The following is a 14,366-nucleotide window of genomic DNA, read 5'->3' as shown; positions in this document are numbered from 1 at the left end:
CGGACGGGGGGCGCTTGCCCCCCGCCCGTCAACCTTCCTAACACATTCCGGAGCGGCCCGGCGCTTCGGCCACGGCACACCAATGGTCAAGGTCCAGATATACGACACCACGCTGCGCGACGGAGCCCAGGCCGTAGACATCAACCTCACCGCCGAAGACAAGATGCGCATCGCGCTCAAGCTCGACGAGCTTGGCGTGGACTACATCGAGGGCGGCTGGCCCGGCTCCAACCCCACGGACAAGCGTTTCTTCGAGGACGTGCAGGGACACCGCCTGAAGCATGCCCGCATCGCGGCCTTCGGCTCCACGCACAACCCCAAGAACACCGCCGAGACCGACCCCAACCTCAAGGGGCTGGTGGCCAGCCGCGCACCGGTGCTGACCATCTTCGGCAAAACGTGGGACCAGCACGTCACCGAGGCCCTGCGCGTGGACCTGCCGCGCAACCTGGAGCTCATCGAGAATTCCCTGGCCTGGCTCAAGCCCCAGTGCCAGGAGCTGTTCTTCGACGCCGAACATTTCTTCGACGGCTTCCGCATCAACCGCGAATACGCTCTGGAGTGCCTCAAGCGCGCCCACCAGGGCGGGGCCGAGGTGCTCGTGCTCTGCGACACCAACGGCGGCACCCTGCCCTGCGACATCCGCAAGATCTGCGATGCGGTGATGAAGGCCCTGCCCCTGGCCAAGATCGGCATCCACGCCCACAACGACACCGACATGGCCGTGGCCAACTCGCTCATGGCCGTGCAGGCGGGCGTGGTGCAGGTTCAGGGCACCATGAACGGCTTCGGCGAACGCTGCGGCAACGCCAACCTGTGCTCCATCATCCCCACCATGGAGCTCAAGCTGAAGAAGCCCGTGCTGCCCAAAGGCAACCTGGCCCTGCTCACGGCTGTTTCGCGCTTCGTGGACGAGGTGGCCAACAGGGTGCCCTTCTCGCGCCAGCCCTACGTGGGGGAGGCCGCCTTCGCGCACAAGGGCGGCATCCACGTTTCCGCCGTGGCCAAGAACTCCATGCTTTACGAGCACATCCAGCCCGAGAAGGTGGGCAACGTCCAGCGCGTGGTCCTCTCGGACATGTCCGGCCAGTCCAACATCCTGTTCAAGGCCAAGGAATACGGCATCATGCTGGAGAAGGGCTCCCCCGAAGTCCTGGACATCCTCCAGCAGGTCAAGGACCAGGAGGCCCTCGGCTACGAGTACTCCGCGGCCGAAGCATCCTTCGAGCTGCTCATGCGCCGGGCCCTGGGCCTCTCGCGCCGCTACTTCACCCTCGTCAAGTACCGCATGCTGGACTGGAAGCAGGCCGACTGCGAGAACCCCCTGGCCGAAGCCACGGTGATGGTCCAGGTGGGCGGCAACGTGGAGCACACCGCCGCCACGGGGCTTGGCCCGGTGAACGCCCTGGACACCGCCCTGCGCAAATCCCTCGCCCGCTTCTACCCACGGATCAACGAGATAAGGCTGCTGGACTTCAAGGTCCGCGTGCTCAACTCCAAGTCCAAGACCGACACGGGCACGGCCTCCAACGTGCGCGTCCTGATCACCTCCGGCGACCAGCAGGACACCTGGACCACGGTGGGTGTTTCCCACAACATCATCCAGGCCAGTTGGCAGGCCCTGGAGGATTCGGTGAACTACAAGCTGCTGCTGGAAGACCGAAAAAAGCTGATCCGATAGAATCCGGGGGCGGCGCTGCCGCCCCTTTCGTTTTCATGTCCGGGCCCGTTCGACTGCTTCGCGGCGCGTCCGCATGCGCAATTCCTGCCCATCTGGAAGGTGATCGCCGGATAATTGTTGAGTAAATTGCCTCATTCGGGCAAGCATGGAAGGGGCGAACATGGCTTCGCGACCTGACATGCATCCAACAACGGCGCAACGGAACGGTCCATGGCGAAACGCACGAATCTCCCCGAGGCTCACCCGCAGCAGGACAAGGCCGGCGCGAATATGGCCCAGGCCGCACCGGAGTCGAACGCGGCTGCCGGCTCCCCCTCCCGCATGTGCGCGGGGAACCCGGCTTCCGCCTCCGGCGAGGGCGGCCAGGACGCATCGTGCCCTTGCCCATCCCGCCTTCCAGCGGGGTCCCGCAACGCGCGCCCGGACAAAGGTACCCGGCGCATGGGCCTCAAGGACCGCTGCCCCTCCTGCAACAGCGTATGCCCCAGCACCGGCGACCTCTGCTGCGAGGCGCTCTTCTCCGGCCAGCTCCTCTACCTGGAGGATTTCCCGACCCCGGTCTGGCGCACCGACGCCAGCGGACGCCTGGATTATTGCAACCGCACCTGGAAGGAGTTCACCGGCCGCGTCCTGGGCGAGGAGCTTGCGGCTGGCCCGTTGGCGAACATTCACCCAGACGACCGGGCCATCTACCAGGAGGCCTTCGAACGCGCCCTGGCTCGAAGGGAGCCGCTTGAGGCCCAGTACCGCCTGAATTGCCGGGGCCAGTGGCGCTGGGTGGCGGACAGGGGGAGGCCCTACCACGACGCACAGGGCAGGTTCGCGGGGTTCATCGGCAGTTGCTTCGACATCACCGGCAGCATCCGGCAGGAGGTCGAGCTGCGCCGGGCCAACGCCGCCTCGCAGGCGGCCATCAAGGCCAAGGCCGAATTCCTGGCCAACATCAGCCACGAGATCCGCACCCCCCTCAACGGGATCATGGGCATGCTCTCAGCCCTTGAGGACACCCCCATCACCAAGGAGCAGGCCGAGCTGCTCTCCATTGCGGGCTATTCCGCAAGGCAGCTGCTCGGGGTGCTCAACGACGTTCTGGACGCCGCCCGCATCGAGGCGGGCAACCTGCACCTGCACGAGGCCCCGCTGCACCTGGGCGAACTGCTGCGCATGGGCATGGGCGTCTACGAGGTGGAAGCCGCCAACCTGGAACTGCGGCTGGAGACTTCCATCGGGGAAGAGCTGGAAAACGAACTGGTGTTGCTGGACGAGGTGCGCGTCAGGCAACTGCTCTTCAACCTGACGGGCAACGCGGTCAAGTTCACCCGGCCGGGTGGGACCGTTTCGATCACCGCATGGCTGGCCGGCGCCAAGAACAAAAGGCGCCTGGTGTTCATGGTCTCGGATACGGGCATCGGCATCCCGCAGGACAAGCTCCCCCAGATCTTCGAGCCGTTCGTGCAGGCGGACGGCGGGCTGACCCGGCAGTACGGCGGCGTGGGCCTGGGGCTCTCCATCGTGTGCAAGCTGGTGGCCGCCATGGGCGGCAGCCTTTGCGTCTCCAGCGAGCCCGGCGAAGGCGCCGACTTCGTGGTCAGCATTCCGGTGCGCACGACGCCGTTGAAAAAGGCCCCTTCCAGGGAGCAGCGTCATCCCGCCCCGGCCCTGTCCCCCATGAAAGCCCTGCTCGCCGAGGACGACACCATCGGCAGGATCACGGGCACGCGCATGCTGGAGAAGATGGGCATGGAGGTGACCTGCGCCCTGAACGGGCACCAGGCCGTGGAGATGTTCCGCTCGGGCTCCTACGACATCGTGTTCATGGATGTGCAGATGCCCGTCATGGACGGATTGGCGGCCACCCGCGCCATGCGTGAGTTGGAGGCCGTGTCATCATCCAAAGGCAGGACGCCCATCGTGGCCATGACCGCCCACGCCATGGACGGCGACAAGGACATCTGCCTGCAGGCGGGCATGGACGGCTACGTGGCCAAACCCCTGGACAAGGACAAGCTGGCGGAAGCGGTCAAGCTGGCCCTGTCCGGACGCGAGCAATAGACCTCAGCCCTCCGGTGAAACGAACCGGGCGCAGAGCCTGTTCACCACCGGCCCCGCCTCACGGTGGGTTGTCAGCAGGTGGTGGCTGGTCACACGCTCCTCGATTTCCAGAAGCACCGCGCGCCTGAGCGGCGAGCGCACCCCCCTTATGATCTCCCACAGATTCCCCACGGGCACCTGCCTGTCGCCCGGGGCGTGCAAGGCCAACAGCGGCGCGGTGATCTGCCCCAGGTTGCGGCGCAGTTCCTTGAGCCCATGGATCAAGCTGTAGAGCGGCTCCAGTGCCACCGCCCCCTCGTATCCCCGCCACGGGGCGATGGCGCGGGATTCGGGCCTTGCCGGGCTGGTGGGCCAGATGGGGCGCAGGCGGCGCAGCAGCCCGGTGAAGGGCAGGCGCCAATCCGAGCTGGAAGGGGGCAGGAAGCGGTAGAGGTAGACCGGAGAGGCGATGGTGGCCACGCCCGCCAGGCGGCGCCTGCGCGCCAGGGCCAGGCAGAGGCTGCCGCCCATGGAGAGACCCAGCGCGAACACCCGCTCGTGCTCGGCGGCCAGGCGCAGGTATTCGGCCTCCACGCATTCCAGCCAATCGTTCCAGCGGGTGTCGGCCCATTGCGCCACGCTGGCGGCGTGGCCGGGGAGCGCCGGAGTGCTCACGCGCGCCCCGGCCGCCTCCAAAGTGTCGGCCAGGGGCCGCATCTCGAAAGGGCTGCCTGCGAAGCCGTGGACCAGCAGGCAGGCTGTGTCGCTCATGAATCCAGGCCGGAAATCACCTCGATGAGCACGTCCGTGACCTTCTTCGCGTTCTGCTGGAAGATGTGCAGGATGTCCTCCCAGGTGACCGGGGCCTCGTCGGTCTTCCAGCAGTCGTAATCGGTGGACATGGCCACCGCCGCATAGGGCACGCCCGCCTCGGCCGCCAGGATGGCCTCGGTGGCCACGCTCATGTTGATGACGTCGGCGCCCCAGGCGCGGAACATGTGCGATTCCGCCCGGGTGGAGAAGCGCGGGCCTTCGATGGTGACCACCGTCCCACGGGGGTGGTGCGCGTAGCCGAAGCGCGCGCATGCCGCCGTCAGGCGCTGACGCAGGCCCTCGTCGAAGGGGTCCGCCATGGGGGTGTGCACCGGGCAGTGGGGCTCGAAGCGCTCGTGGAAGGTGATGGCGCGCTGGCGGGTGAAGTCGATGAACTGATCCAGGATCACCAGGTCGCCGCGCCTGATCTCCTCCTTGAGGGAGCCCACGGCCGTGGTGGAGAGGATGTGTGTGCATCCCGCGTTCTTGAGCGCCCAGACGTTGGCCCGGTAGTTCACCCAGGTGGGCGGACAGGTGTGGGCTCGGCCGTGCCTGGCCAGCAAGACCACGTCCCTGCCCTTGATGGTGCCGTGGCGCAGGGTGGAGTTGGGCTTGCCGTAGGGGGTGTCCAGCTCCTCGTCGCGGGGCGATTCCAGAATGTCGGGGTTGTCCAGGCCGCTGCCGCCGATGATGGCAATTTTCATGGCTACCCCAGCTTGACCAGGCTTTCCAGGGGGATGTTGCCAAGCTTCTCGCGGCCCTGCAGGAACTCGAGTTCCGCCAGCACGCCGATGCCCACGATGTCCACGTTGCAGGCCGCCATGAGCTTGAGCATGCCCTGGAGCGTGCCGCCGGTGGCCAGCACGTCGTCGATGAGCAGGATCTTCTCGTCGCGCAGGAAGGCGTCTTCGTGCATGCAGAGGGTGTCCGTGCCGTACTCCAGGTCGTAGGTGACGGTGGTGGTCTTCCAGGGGAGCTTGCCGGGCTTGCGCACGGGCACGAAGCCGATATCCATCTTGTAGGCCAGGGCCGCTCCGAAGATGAAGCCGCGCGCCTCGGCGCAGGCGACCTTGGTGGCGCCGCTGTCCTGGAAGCGTTCCGCCATCAGGTCGATGGAGTGCTTGAACGCGGCGGGGTGGCCCAGCAGGGGGGTGATGTCATAGAAGAGGATGCCCGGTTTGGGGAAATCCGGGATATCGCGGATGTAGGCGCGCAGATCCATGAGAACTCTCCTGAAGTGGTGTCAAATCCTTCAGTCAACTACGCGCAAACCCCCAGCGCGTCAAGCCGGAGCGTCAGGCCATCATCCTGAAAACATTAGCTGAATGCAGCGCTTACGATCACACCCGGACAACCGGGACTTGACTTCGCCGCTCATGCTGGCATCACCCCGTCCATGAACGCCGCTCCCCTCTCCCCTTGCGACACGCTCATCCGCGCCGGAACCCTCGTCACCCAGGACGGGCAAAGGCGGGTGCTCACCGACGCCGGGCTCGCCGTGAAGGCCGGCCTCGTCACCGCCGTTGGCCCCTGGGCCGAACTGGCGGCAACGCCCGCCGGACGCACGCTGGACCTCTCGGCCGACATCGTGCTTCCGGGGCTGGTCAACGCCCACACCCATGCCCCCATGACCGTGTTCCGGGGCCTGGAGGACGATCTGCCCCTCATGGAGTGGCTCACCGAGCACATCTGGCCCGCCGAAGGCCGCCTGAGCGAGGAGATCGTGGCCGTGGGCACCGCCCTGGCCTGCGCCGAGATGCTGGCCTCCGGCACCACGGCCTTCTGCGACATGTACCTCTTCGAGCGGACCGTGGCCTCCACCGCCTCGGACATCGGCATCCGGGCCGTGCTGGGCGAGGGCGTGTTCGACACCCCCACGCCCTCCACCCCCACCCAGGAGCGCGCCTTCGAGAAGGTGGACGAGCTCATCGCCTACTGCGCCTCCCGCCCGCTGCTGCGGCCCTGCCTGGTGGCCCACTCGGTGTACGCCACCAACCACCCCGCCCTGCTGCGGCTGGACCGCATCGCCAGGGACAACGGCCTGACCCTGACCCTGCACGCGGCCGAGACCGCCACCGAAACGGCCCTGTGCCTGGAGCGCTTCGGCAAGCGGCCCATTGCCGTGCTGGAGGAGCTGGACCTGACGCACCCGGGCCTGCTGGTGGCCCACGCCGTGGACGTGACGCAAGAGGAGATAGAACTCATGGCCGCCAGAGGCGTGGCCGTGGCCCACAATCCGCGCAGCAACATGAAGCTGGCCTCGGGCATGGCCCCGGTCAAGGCCCAGCGCGCCGCCGGGGTGACCGTGGGCCTGGGCACCGACGGCGCGGCCAGCAACAACGCCCTGAACATGTTCGCGGAGATGGGCGCGGCGGCGCTGCTGGGCAAGGTGCGCGAGATGGACCCCACCGTCCTGCCCGCCCAGGCCGTGCTGGACATGGCCACGGTTGATTCGGCCCGTGCCGTGGGCTGGCCGGAGCTTGGCTCGCTGGCTCCCGGCTCCCCGGCGGACCTGACCGCCCTGCGCGGCGGCCTGCCGCACCTGCAGCCGCTCAACAACCCGGTGTCGCACCTGGCCTACGCGGCCAACGGGGGCGACGTCCGGCTGACCATGGTGGCGGGAAGCGTGCTCTACGAGGATGGGCGGTTCACAAGCTTCGATTACCCGGCCCTGCTGCGCGAGATGAATTCGGTGCGAAAATGGCTTGCAGGCGCTTGACATCGCCCGGTTAATGGTGAAAAAGGTCTGGTTTCCGAACGGCAAGTATCATTCCGCCTGCGGGCGTGAACGCGTGCTCCCTGCCGGGATGAACGCATATCGCCTGCGGGCGTGAACGGAGGATAAAGTCAATGAGCTATGCGGTGAACGGCATCGAGTGCCATCCCATTGTCGAGAAGTGCGACGGTTGCGACCGCACCAAGGAAGTCGAGGGCGTCAAGTACTGCACCAGCTACCCCCTGCCGGAGCGCAAGTGGGCGAAGAACGTCTGCAACTTCGCTACCCACGTCAAGGCTGAGAAGGACACCGGCGGCAAGGTCAAGGTGAACCCGCTGAAGGCCTCCAAGCGCGCCGCGCGCGGCCGTTAGGCTCCATTCGCGTATCGCGGGCGGGGATGTGCGCATCCCCGCCCTTTTTCTTTGCGCCCGCCTTGCCATCGCCCCCTTCGCCGGGCTACACCGACGCATCATGAACCAGCAACGACGCGCCGAAGCCTCAGCCCCCGGAGCCCACGACATGCTACCCGGCATCCTTGAACATATCGCCAAGCAGCGCGAGACCGTCATAGACCTGCAGCGCACCCTCGTCTCCATCCCGGCCATCGGCCCCGACAACGGCGGCCAGGGCGAACGCGTGAAGACCGACGCCATGATCGCCTGGATGGAGTCCATCGGCATCACCGGCATCCGCGAATACCGCGCGCCCGACACCCGCGTGCCTTGCGGCCACAGGCCCAGCGTTGCGGCCATCATCCCCGGCGAGGACGAGTCCCGCACGTTCTGGGTCATCTCCCACCTGGACGTGGTGCCCCCCGGCGACCTGGCGCTCTGGACGTCGAACCCCTACGAGCTCAAGATCGAGGACGAGACCCTCATCGGGCGCGGCGTGGAGGACAACCACCAAGGCGTCGTCTCCTCCCTGCTGGTGGCCAAGGCCATCATGGAGCTCGGGGCAAAGCCCCCCGTGAATTTCGGCATCCTGCTGGTCGCCGACGAGGAGAACGGCTCCAAGTACGGGCTGGACTACCTGCTCAAGAACCACAAGGACATGTTCGGGCCGAAGGATCTCTTCCTCATCCCCGATTTCGGCGTGCCCTCCTCCGAAATGGTGGAGATCGCCGAGAAGAGCATGCTCTGGCTCAAGGTCACGGTCATCGGCAAGCAGTGCCACGCCTCCTCCCCGGAGGAAGGCGTGAACACCCTGGTGGCATCCTCGGCCATGATCCTGCGGCTCACCCGCCTGCACGACAGGTTCCCGGCCGTGAACCCGCTTTTCAAGCCCTCCAACTCCACGTTCCAGCCCACCAAGAAAGAGGCCAACGTGGAGAACGTCAACACCATCCCGGGCCGCGACGTCTTCTACGTGGACTGCCGCGTGCTGCCCCAGTACGAGCTGGACGACGTGCTGGAGGCCATCTACGAGATGGGCCGCGAGATCTGCTCCACCTACGGCGTGGAAATGCGCTACGACGTGGTTCAGAAGGAGCAGGCCGCTCCCGCCACTCCGGTGGAGGCCGAGATCGTGGGCCGCATGGTGGACGCCGTGCGCGCCGTGTACGGCGGCAACCCCACCCCCAAGGGCGTCGGCGGCGGCACCGTGGGCGCCTACCTGCGCCGCGCCGGGTTCGACGCCGTGGTCTGGGCCACCTGGGTGCCCAACGCCCACCAGCCCAACGAGCGTTCCCAGATCAAGAACAACATCGGCGATGCCCAGGTGATGGCCAGGGCGCTGTTCGCCGGGGGCTCCTGACCGCGCCATGCCCAAACCGCCTTTCCCCGACCGCTTCGACCTGATCGTTGTGGGCGCGGGCCACGCCGGGTGCGAAGCCGCCATGGCTTCGGCGCGCCTTGGCATGGCCACGCTGCTCCTGACCATCAACGCGGACCGCATCGGGCACCTCTCCTGCAATCCGGCCATCGGCGGTCTGGCCAAGGGCCACATGGTCCGCGAGATCGACGCGCTCGGCGGCATGATGGGCCTCTGGGCGGACGCCGCGGGCATCCAGTTCCGCCAGCTCAACACCCGCAAAGGCCCGGCCGTGCGGGCCACGCGCGCCCAGATCGACCGCGACGCCTACCTGCGCGTGGTCAAGCGCGACATCTTCAGCCAGGAGAACCTCTGGGTCCGCCAGGACACCGCCGTGGCCGTGCTCTCCGAGAACGGGCGCGCCTCCGGCGTGGCCACCAGCCTGGGCGAGACGCACCCGGCACGGGCCGTGCTCATCACGGCGGGCACCTTCCTGCGCGGGCTCATCCACGTGGGCCTGACCAACTTCCCTGGCGGACGCCTGGGCGACCCGGCGGCGCAGGGTCTTTCCGAGAGCCTCGCCAGCCACGGCATCGCCCTGGGAAGGCTCAAGACGGGCACCACCCCCCGCCTGCTCAAGGACTCGGTCGATTTCGAGCAGATGACCATCCAGCCCGGCGACGATCCGCCCACGCCCTTCAGCTTCCGCTCTCCGGGAGTGCCCCTGCCGCAACTGCCCTGCTGGCTGACCTACACCAACGAACGCACCCACGAGGCCATCCGGGCCGGGTTCGACCGCTCCCCCATGTTCACCGGGGTCATCAAAGGCACCGGGGCGCGCTACTGCCCCTCCATCGAGGACAAGGTGGCCCGCTTCCCCGAGAAGGAGCGCCACCAGATCTTCGTGGAGCCCGAAGGCCTGGAGAGCCCGGAGATGTACCCCAACGGCATCCCCACCAGCCTGCCGCTCTCGGTGCAGAAGGCCATGCTGGCCACCATCCCCGGGCTGGAGAAGGCGCAGATCGTGCGGCCCGGCTACGCCATCGAATACGACTACGCCAACCCCACACAACTTAAAGCGACACTTGAAACAAAAGCCCTGCCCGGGCTCTACCTGGCCGGGCAGGTCAACGGCACTTCCGGTTACGAGGAAGCCGCGGCGCAGGGGCTCTGGGCCGCGCTGAACGCCGCCTGCGCCCTGCGGGGCATGCCGCCCTTCCTGCCCCGGCGCGACCAGGCCTACATGGCCGTGCTGGTGGACGACCTGGTGACAAAGGGCACCACCGAACCGTACAGGATGTTCACTTCCCGCGCGGAGCACCGCCTGCTGCTGCGCGAAGGCAACGCCGACGAGCGCATGACCCCCATCGGGCGCGAGCTGGGCCTGGTGGACGACGCCCAGTGGCGGCTCTTCAGCGCCAAGCGGGAGCAGTTGGAGGCCGTGCTGGAAGGGCTTGAGTCCGTGCGGGTGCGCCCCGACGCCCCCACGCGCGACACCCTGGCCGCAATCGGGGCCAGCGTGCCCGGCAAGGCCGTGAGCCTGGCCGACCTGCTGCGCCAGCCGCAGCTCGAGATCAGGAGCCTGGCCCCGCTCTGGCCCGGGCTTGAGGGCTACTGCGACGAAGTGCTCCAGGAGGCCGAGACCCGCGTGAAGTACGACGGCTACCTCAAGCGCCAGATGGAGCTCGTGGAATCCATGGAGCATCTGGAATCCCTGGAACTTCCTCCCGACTTGACGTATGCGGAGGTTGCCGGGCTCTCCCGGGAGGTCATGGAGAAGCTGTCCTCGGTGCGGCCGATGACAGTCGGGCAGGCGTCGCGCATCTCCGGCGTCACGCCGGCGGCCCTAGCCTGCCTGGAAATACACCTCAAGAAAACCGGCCGGACCTGAGCAGGATACCGCCATGGACATTCTCCCGTCACCACTGCAAGGCCAGGCGGCGCTGGAGGATTTTTTCTCCAGGATGTTTCAGGACATCCTCGCGGGCAGGGTCACCCTGGAGTCGGTGCTCCTGGTGGGCGGCTTTTTCGGCGCGTTCTTCCTGTTGGCCGCCCTCTCCATCATCTTCGGCAAGAAGCCGGGCGGTTTCCTGCCCTCGCACCCCGCCACCTGGCTCACCACCCCGAAACGCATCGCGCAGCTGCTGGACGCGGCAGTGTCCCAGCGCAGCAAGGTGCGCGTGAGCTTCCACCATCACGAAAAGCCCACCCGCTCCACCGACGGCGTCCTGCTGGAGGCCGGGCCGCGCACCCTGAAGCTGGAGCTCTCCTCCGTGCGCAACGCCAACCAGGACTGGGTGGGCCGCACCCTGGAGCTGGCCTTCCGCCTGCGCCTGCCCGAACAACCAGAGGTGCAGTCCACCTTCGCCTTCACCTCCGGCATCGAGCACGTCTCGAAGGATGCCGACGGCGTGGTGCGGCTGACCATCGCCCGCCCGCAGCGCCTGGAGCTCAACCAGAACCGCCAGCACCTGCGAGTGGAGGTGCCCGAAAAATACGTCAGGAGCCTTCAGCTCTGGACCGAGGACGAGGTGCGCCACCGGGGCGACACCAACGACCCGGACACCTGGGGCGACCCGAGCTTCGCGTTGGACCACGACGGCTCGCAGGACCTGCTGCTGGAGAACCTCTCCGGCGGGGGAGCGCGGGTGAAGATGACGCCCGAGACCCTGCGCAGGCGTCACCTCCCCATCAGGCTCGGGCAGCAATATTTCATGCGCATCACCCTTGCGGATGTGGACTTCGGCGGTCATAGAACGCACTATCTGCTGACGCGCCTGGTGAAGTGCTACGACGATTGCGCCTCCCGCCTGGAGCTTTCCCTCGGGCTGGGCTTCGTCGCCCTGGGAACCCCGGTGCAGGCACCGCTCACGGGGCTCAACTGGACCCTGGTCAACCGCGATTTCGGCGTGGCCGCCATCGATGACTGGGTTTTCGGGCTGCATCTGGAACTGTATCGTAACAAGGGCATCGCATAATGCGCCGCGCCTTGATTGTTTAACATTTCGCAACGGAGGACCGAGTTGGACGACGGATCGGAAGGACGATTTTGGCATTTGGTGAATAAATTCTTCAGGGGACGCCAGGAGCATCCCCTGAACGAGCTGATCCAGGCTGCCCAGGAGGAGGGCGAGATCAACGCGGAGGACGCCGCCGTCCTGCTCAAGGTGCTTTCCCTGGGCAAGAAGCTGGCTGCCGACGTCATGATCCCCCGCACGGACATGATCTGCGCCGACGAGGAGGACGGCATCCAGGAGGTCTGCCGCCTCATCATCGAGCACGGCCACTCCCGCATCCCCATCTATCGCCAGAACCGCGACCACATCATCGGCGTGGTGCACGCCAAGGACCTGATGAAATTCGTCGTCGGCCCCCACGGGGAGACGCCGCCCCTCTCCCAGGTGATGCGCACGCCCCTCTACATCCCGGAAACAAAGAATCTCAAGGACATGCTTGCCGAGTTCCGCAAGCGCCGCATCCACATCGCCATCGCCCTGGACGAATACGGCGGCACCTCCGGCCTGGTGACCCTGGAGGACGTGCTGGAAGAGATCGTGGGCGAGATCGAGGACGAGCACGACCCCACCAGGCCCCCGGAATTTCAGGAACTGGGCGACGGCCGCCTGCGCCTGAGCGGGCGATTCCCCCTGGAGGAACTGGAGGAGCGCTTCGGCATCAGCCTCGAATCCGAGCAGATGGAAACCCTCGGCGGCTACCTGAGCGACCTGGGCGGGCGCGTCCCCAGGCAGGGCGACGCCTTCGAGGCCGCGGGCTACAAATTCACCGTCACCGAAGCCAACAAGAGAGCCGTGAGCTGGGTCCTGGCGGAACCCTTGCCGGAGCAGGACCAGGATGAGACCGATTTCCCGGCCTGACGCTGGCTGGGCTCTGGTGCTTCTCGTCGCGGCGGCGGGCTTTTTCGCCTTCGCCAACCCGTGGGGCAGGTTCCCGGCGCTGGTGCTTCTGGTGCCGCTGGGTCTGGCCTGCATTGCGCGCCAGGCCCCAACCCCGGGCAAGGCCGCCAAATCCGGCTGGTTGGCCGGTTCCCTGGGTGCGGCGGCCAGCCTCTACTGGACGGCCATCCCAGGGCACGACTTCGGCTCCCTCCCGTGGGTTCTGGCGGTGCCTTGCCCCCTGCTGCTGGGGGCGGTGCTTGGCCTGTACACCGCCCTGTTCTGCTGGATGCTGCGCGCTGCGCGCGGCGGGCTCGGGCCGATGGCCCTGGGCGTGATGGCTGGCCTGGCCTGGACCGCCATCGAGGCCCTGCGCGGCTGGTTGTTCTCCGGCTTTCCCTGGCTGCCCCTGGCCGTGGCCCTGGCGCCATGGCCTGCGGCCATCCAGGCGGCGGGCGTGGTGGGTTCTTACGGGCTTTCCGGCCTGCTGGCCGCCTGCGGCGTATGGTCCGCCGGGCCCGGCGCGGCCCCCAGGGTGGCCGCCTGCCTGCTGGCCATGGGCGTGTTCGGCTACGGGCTTTGGGCCGTTGAGCGTCCCGTGCCCTCCACCGGGACCGTCTCCGCGGTGCTGGCCCAGGGCAACATCGACCAGGCCGCCAAATGGAACGAGGAGTTGCTGCCCCGCGCGGTTCAGACCTACATCGATCTGACCGCCCCCCTGCTGGCCGCCTCCCCCGACATCGTCATCTGGCCGGAGACCTCCCTGACCTTCTTCGTGCAGGACGCCAGCCGCGAGTCCGACATGGTGCGGGCCTTCGTGCGCAAGGCCGGGGTGCCGCTGCTGGCCGGGGCGCCGGGCTACGAGCGCACGAGCCGGGAGGCGGACATCTTCAACCGCGCCTACCTCTTCGCCCCGGACGGCGGCGAAAGCCACTACGAGAAGCAGCACCTCGTGCCCTTCGGCGAATACGCCCCCTTCGGGCGCGACGTTCCCATCCTGTCGTTTCTGCTCCAGGGCGTGGGGGCCTTCACCCCGGGGGTGCGGGTCGCGCCGCTCAGGAGCGGCCGCCTTGCCATGGGCATGCTGATTTGCTATGAGGTGATCTTTCCGGAATTGGCCCAACAGCGGGTCGAGGACGGGGCCAACATCCTGGTGAGCATCTCCAACGACGCCTGGTTCGGCCGCTCGGCCGCCCCGAGGCAGCATCTGGAGCTTGCAACCTTGCGCTGCGTGGAGCAGAATCGCTCCATGTTGCGGGCGACCAACACGGGCATTACGGCCCTGATCGATCCCAAGGGGCGCATCCTCTCCGAAACGGCGTTGTTCACGCAGACGGCCATGGCCGTGTCCGGCGTCACGCTCGTCTCGGAGACATCCCCCTACCACCGCCTGCACGGCTGGATCGAGGCCGGGGCGGCATTGGCGGCCCTGGCGTTGTTCCTCCGTTCGGCAATCACGACCAAACGCGAGCGCGACACGTAA

Annotated in this window: 12 protein-coding genes; 9 read left to right on the top strand and 3 right to left on the bottom strand. The window is 67.2% G+C overall.

The features are described 5' to 3' along the window. Positions 1 to 82 precede the first annotated feature (82 nt). Both cimA and MLE27_RS08015 read left to right on the top strand, forming a co-directional pair. Positions 83 to 1,681 carry a citramalate synthase gene (cimA, locus tag MLE27_RS08020; protein ID WP_243311543.1) on the top strand — a complete coding sequence of 533 codons (1,599 nt, stop codon included), beginning with the start codon at positions 83 to 85 and terminating at the stop codon, positions 1,679 to 1,681. Between the two features lie 441 nt (positions 1,682 to 2,122). After that, a complete protein-coding gene (locus MLE27_RS08015; protein ID WP_243311542.1) occupies positions 2,123 to 3,733 on the top strand; it encodes a PAS domain-containing hybrid sensor histidine kinase/response regulator in 1,611 nt (536 codons plus the stop codon). Between the two features lie 3 nt (positions 3,734 to 3,736). Here MLE27_RS08015 and MLE27_RS08010 read toward each other — a convergent pair whose 3' ends face one another. Genes MLE27_RS08010 through MLE27_RS08000 form a run of 3 tightly spaced genes read right to left on the bottom strand, consistent with a single transcriptional unit; the run spans position 3,737 to position 5,747 of the window. Further along, positions 3,737 to 4,483, bottom strand: coding sequence for an alpha/beta hydrolase (locus MLE27_RS08010; RefSeq protein ID WP_243311541.1), 747 nt, complete (start codon positions 4,481 to 4,483; stop codon positions 3,737 to 3,739). After that, entirely contained in the window at positions 4,480 to 5,229 is a 750-nt protein-coding gene (gene mtnP / locus MLE27_RS08005) for an S-methyl-5'-thioadenosine phosphorylase (protein ID WP_243311540.1), read from the bottom strand. Before mtnP ends, MLE27_RS08010 begins: the two co-directional genes overlap by 4 nt. A 2-nt stretch (positions 5,230 to 5,231) precedes the next feature. Next, a complete protein-coding gene (locus tag MLE27_RS08000) occupies positions 5,232 to 5,747 on the bottom strand; it encodes an adenine phosphoribosyltransferase (RefSeq protein ID WP_243311539.1) in 516 nt (171 codons plus the stop codon). 174 nt (positions 5,748 to 5,921) lie between these two features. Between MLE27_RS08000 and MLE27_RS07995 the strand changes: the two genes are divergently transcribed. From MLE27_RS07995 to lnt, 7 genes are all read left to right on the top strand, one after another. Next, on the top strand, positions 5,922 to 7,244 hold the full coding sequence (locus tag MLE27_RS07995) for an amidohydrolase (protein ID WP_243311538.1): 1,323 nt from the start codon (positions 5,922 to 5,924) through the stop codon (positions 7,242 to 7,244). Between the two features lie 131 nt (positions 7,245 to 7,375). Beyond that, a complete protein-coding gene (locus tag MLE27_RS07990) occupies positions 7,376 to 7,612 on the top strand; it encodes a PxxKW family cysteine-rich protein (protein ID WP_243311537.1) in 237 nt (78 codons plus the stop codon). Between the two features lie 148 nt (positions 7,613 to 7,760). Continuing rightward, positions 7,761 to 8,993 carry a M20 family metallo-hydrolase gene (locus MLE27_RS07985; RefSeq protein WP_243311634.1) on the top strand — a complete coding sequence of 411 codons (1,233 nt, stop codon included), beginning with the start codon at positions 7,761 to 7,763 and terminating at the stop codon, positions 8,991 to 8,993. A gap of 7 nt (positions 8,994 to 9,000) precedes the next feature. Continuing rightward, a complete protein-coding gene (mnmG, locus tag MLE27_RS07980) occupies positions 9,001 to 10,881 on the top strand; it encodes a tRNA uridine-5-carboxymethylaminomethyl(34) synthesis enzyme MnmG (RefSeq protein ID WP_243311536.1) in 1,881 nt (626 codons plus the stop codon). Between the two features lie 13 nt (positions 10,882 to 10,894). Beyond that, on the top strand, positions 10,895 to 11,968 hold the full coding sequence (locus tag MLE27_RS07975; protein ID WP_243311535.1) for a PilZ domain-containing protein: 1,074 nt from the start codon (positions 10,895 to 10,897) through the stop codon (positions 11,966 to 11,968). A gap of 81 nt (positions 11,969 to 12,049) precedes the next feature. Beyond that, the gene (locus MLE27_RS07970; RefSeq protein WP_243311534.1) at positions 12,050 to 12,865 is read left to right on the top strand and encodes a hemolysin family protein; all 816 of its coding nucleotides are present in this window, start codon (positions 12,050 to 12,052) and stop codon (positions 12,863 to 12,865) included. Further along, positions 12,843 to 14,366 (top strand): apolipoprotein N-acyltransferase, encoded by a 1,524-nt coding sequence (gene lnt, locus MLE27_RS07965; protein ID WP_243311533.1) that lies wholly within the window; start codon positions 12,843 to 12,845, stop codon positions 14,364 to 14,366. The genes MLE27_RS07970 and lnt overlap by 23 nt, the downstream gene beginning before the upstream one ends.

The organism is Fundidesulfovibrio agrisoli, from assembly GCF_022808715.1.
GTDB classification, from domain to species: Bacteria; Desulfobacterota; Desulfovibrionia; order Desulfovibrionales; family Desulfovibrionaceae; genus Fundidesulfovibrio; species Fundidesulfovibrio agrisoli.
The sequence above is the reverse complement of the archived record's forward strand: the minus strand, read 5'-3'. Positions and strand labels throughout refer to the sequence as shown.

Coding starts and splice junctions, on each gene's coding strand:
- MLE27_RS07975 (WP_243311535.1), top strand. CDS start 10,895: ATGGACATTCTCCCGTCACCACTGCAAGGCCAGGCGGCGCTGGAGGAT.
- MLE27_RS07995 (WP_243311538.1), top strand. CDS start 5,922: ATGAACGCCGCTCCCCTCTCCCCTTGCGACACGCTCATCCGCGCCGGA.
- mtnP (WP_243311540.1), bottom strand. CDS start 5,229: ATGAAAATTGCCATCATCGGCGGCAGCGGCCTGGACAACCCCGACATT.
- lnt (WP_243311533.1), top strand. CDS start 12,843: ATGAGACCGATTTCCCGGCCTGACGCTGGCTGGGCTCTGGTGCTTCTC.
- cimA (WP_243311543.1), top strand. CDS start 83: ATGGTCAAGGTCCAGATATACGACACCACGCTGCGCGACGGAGCCCAG.
- MLE27_RS08010 (WP_243311541.1), bottom strand. CDS start 4,483: ATGAGCGACACAGCCTGCCTGCTGGTCCACGGCTTCGCAGGCAGCCCT.
- MLE27_RS07985 (WP_243311634.1), top strand. CDS start 7,761: ATGCTACCCGGCATCCTTGAACATATCGCCAAGCAGCGCGAGACCGTC.
- MLE27_RS07990 (WP_243311537.1), top strand. CDS start 7,376: ATGAGCTATGCGGTGAACGGCATCGAGTGCCATCCCATTGTCGAGAAG.
- MLE27_RS08000 (WP_243311539.1), bottom strand. CDS start 5,747: ATGGATCTGCGCGCCTACATCCGCGATATCCCGGATTTCCCCAAACCG.
- mnmG (WP_243311536.1), top strand. CDS start 9,001: ATGCCCAAACCGCCTTTCCCCGACCGCTTCGACCTGATCGTTGTGGGC.
- MLE27_RS08015 (WP_243311542.1), top strand. CDS start 2,123: ATGGGCCTCAAGGACCGCTGCCCCTCCTGCAACAGCGTATGCCCCAGC.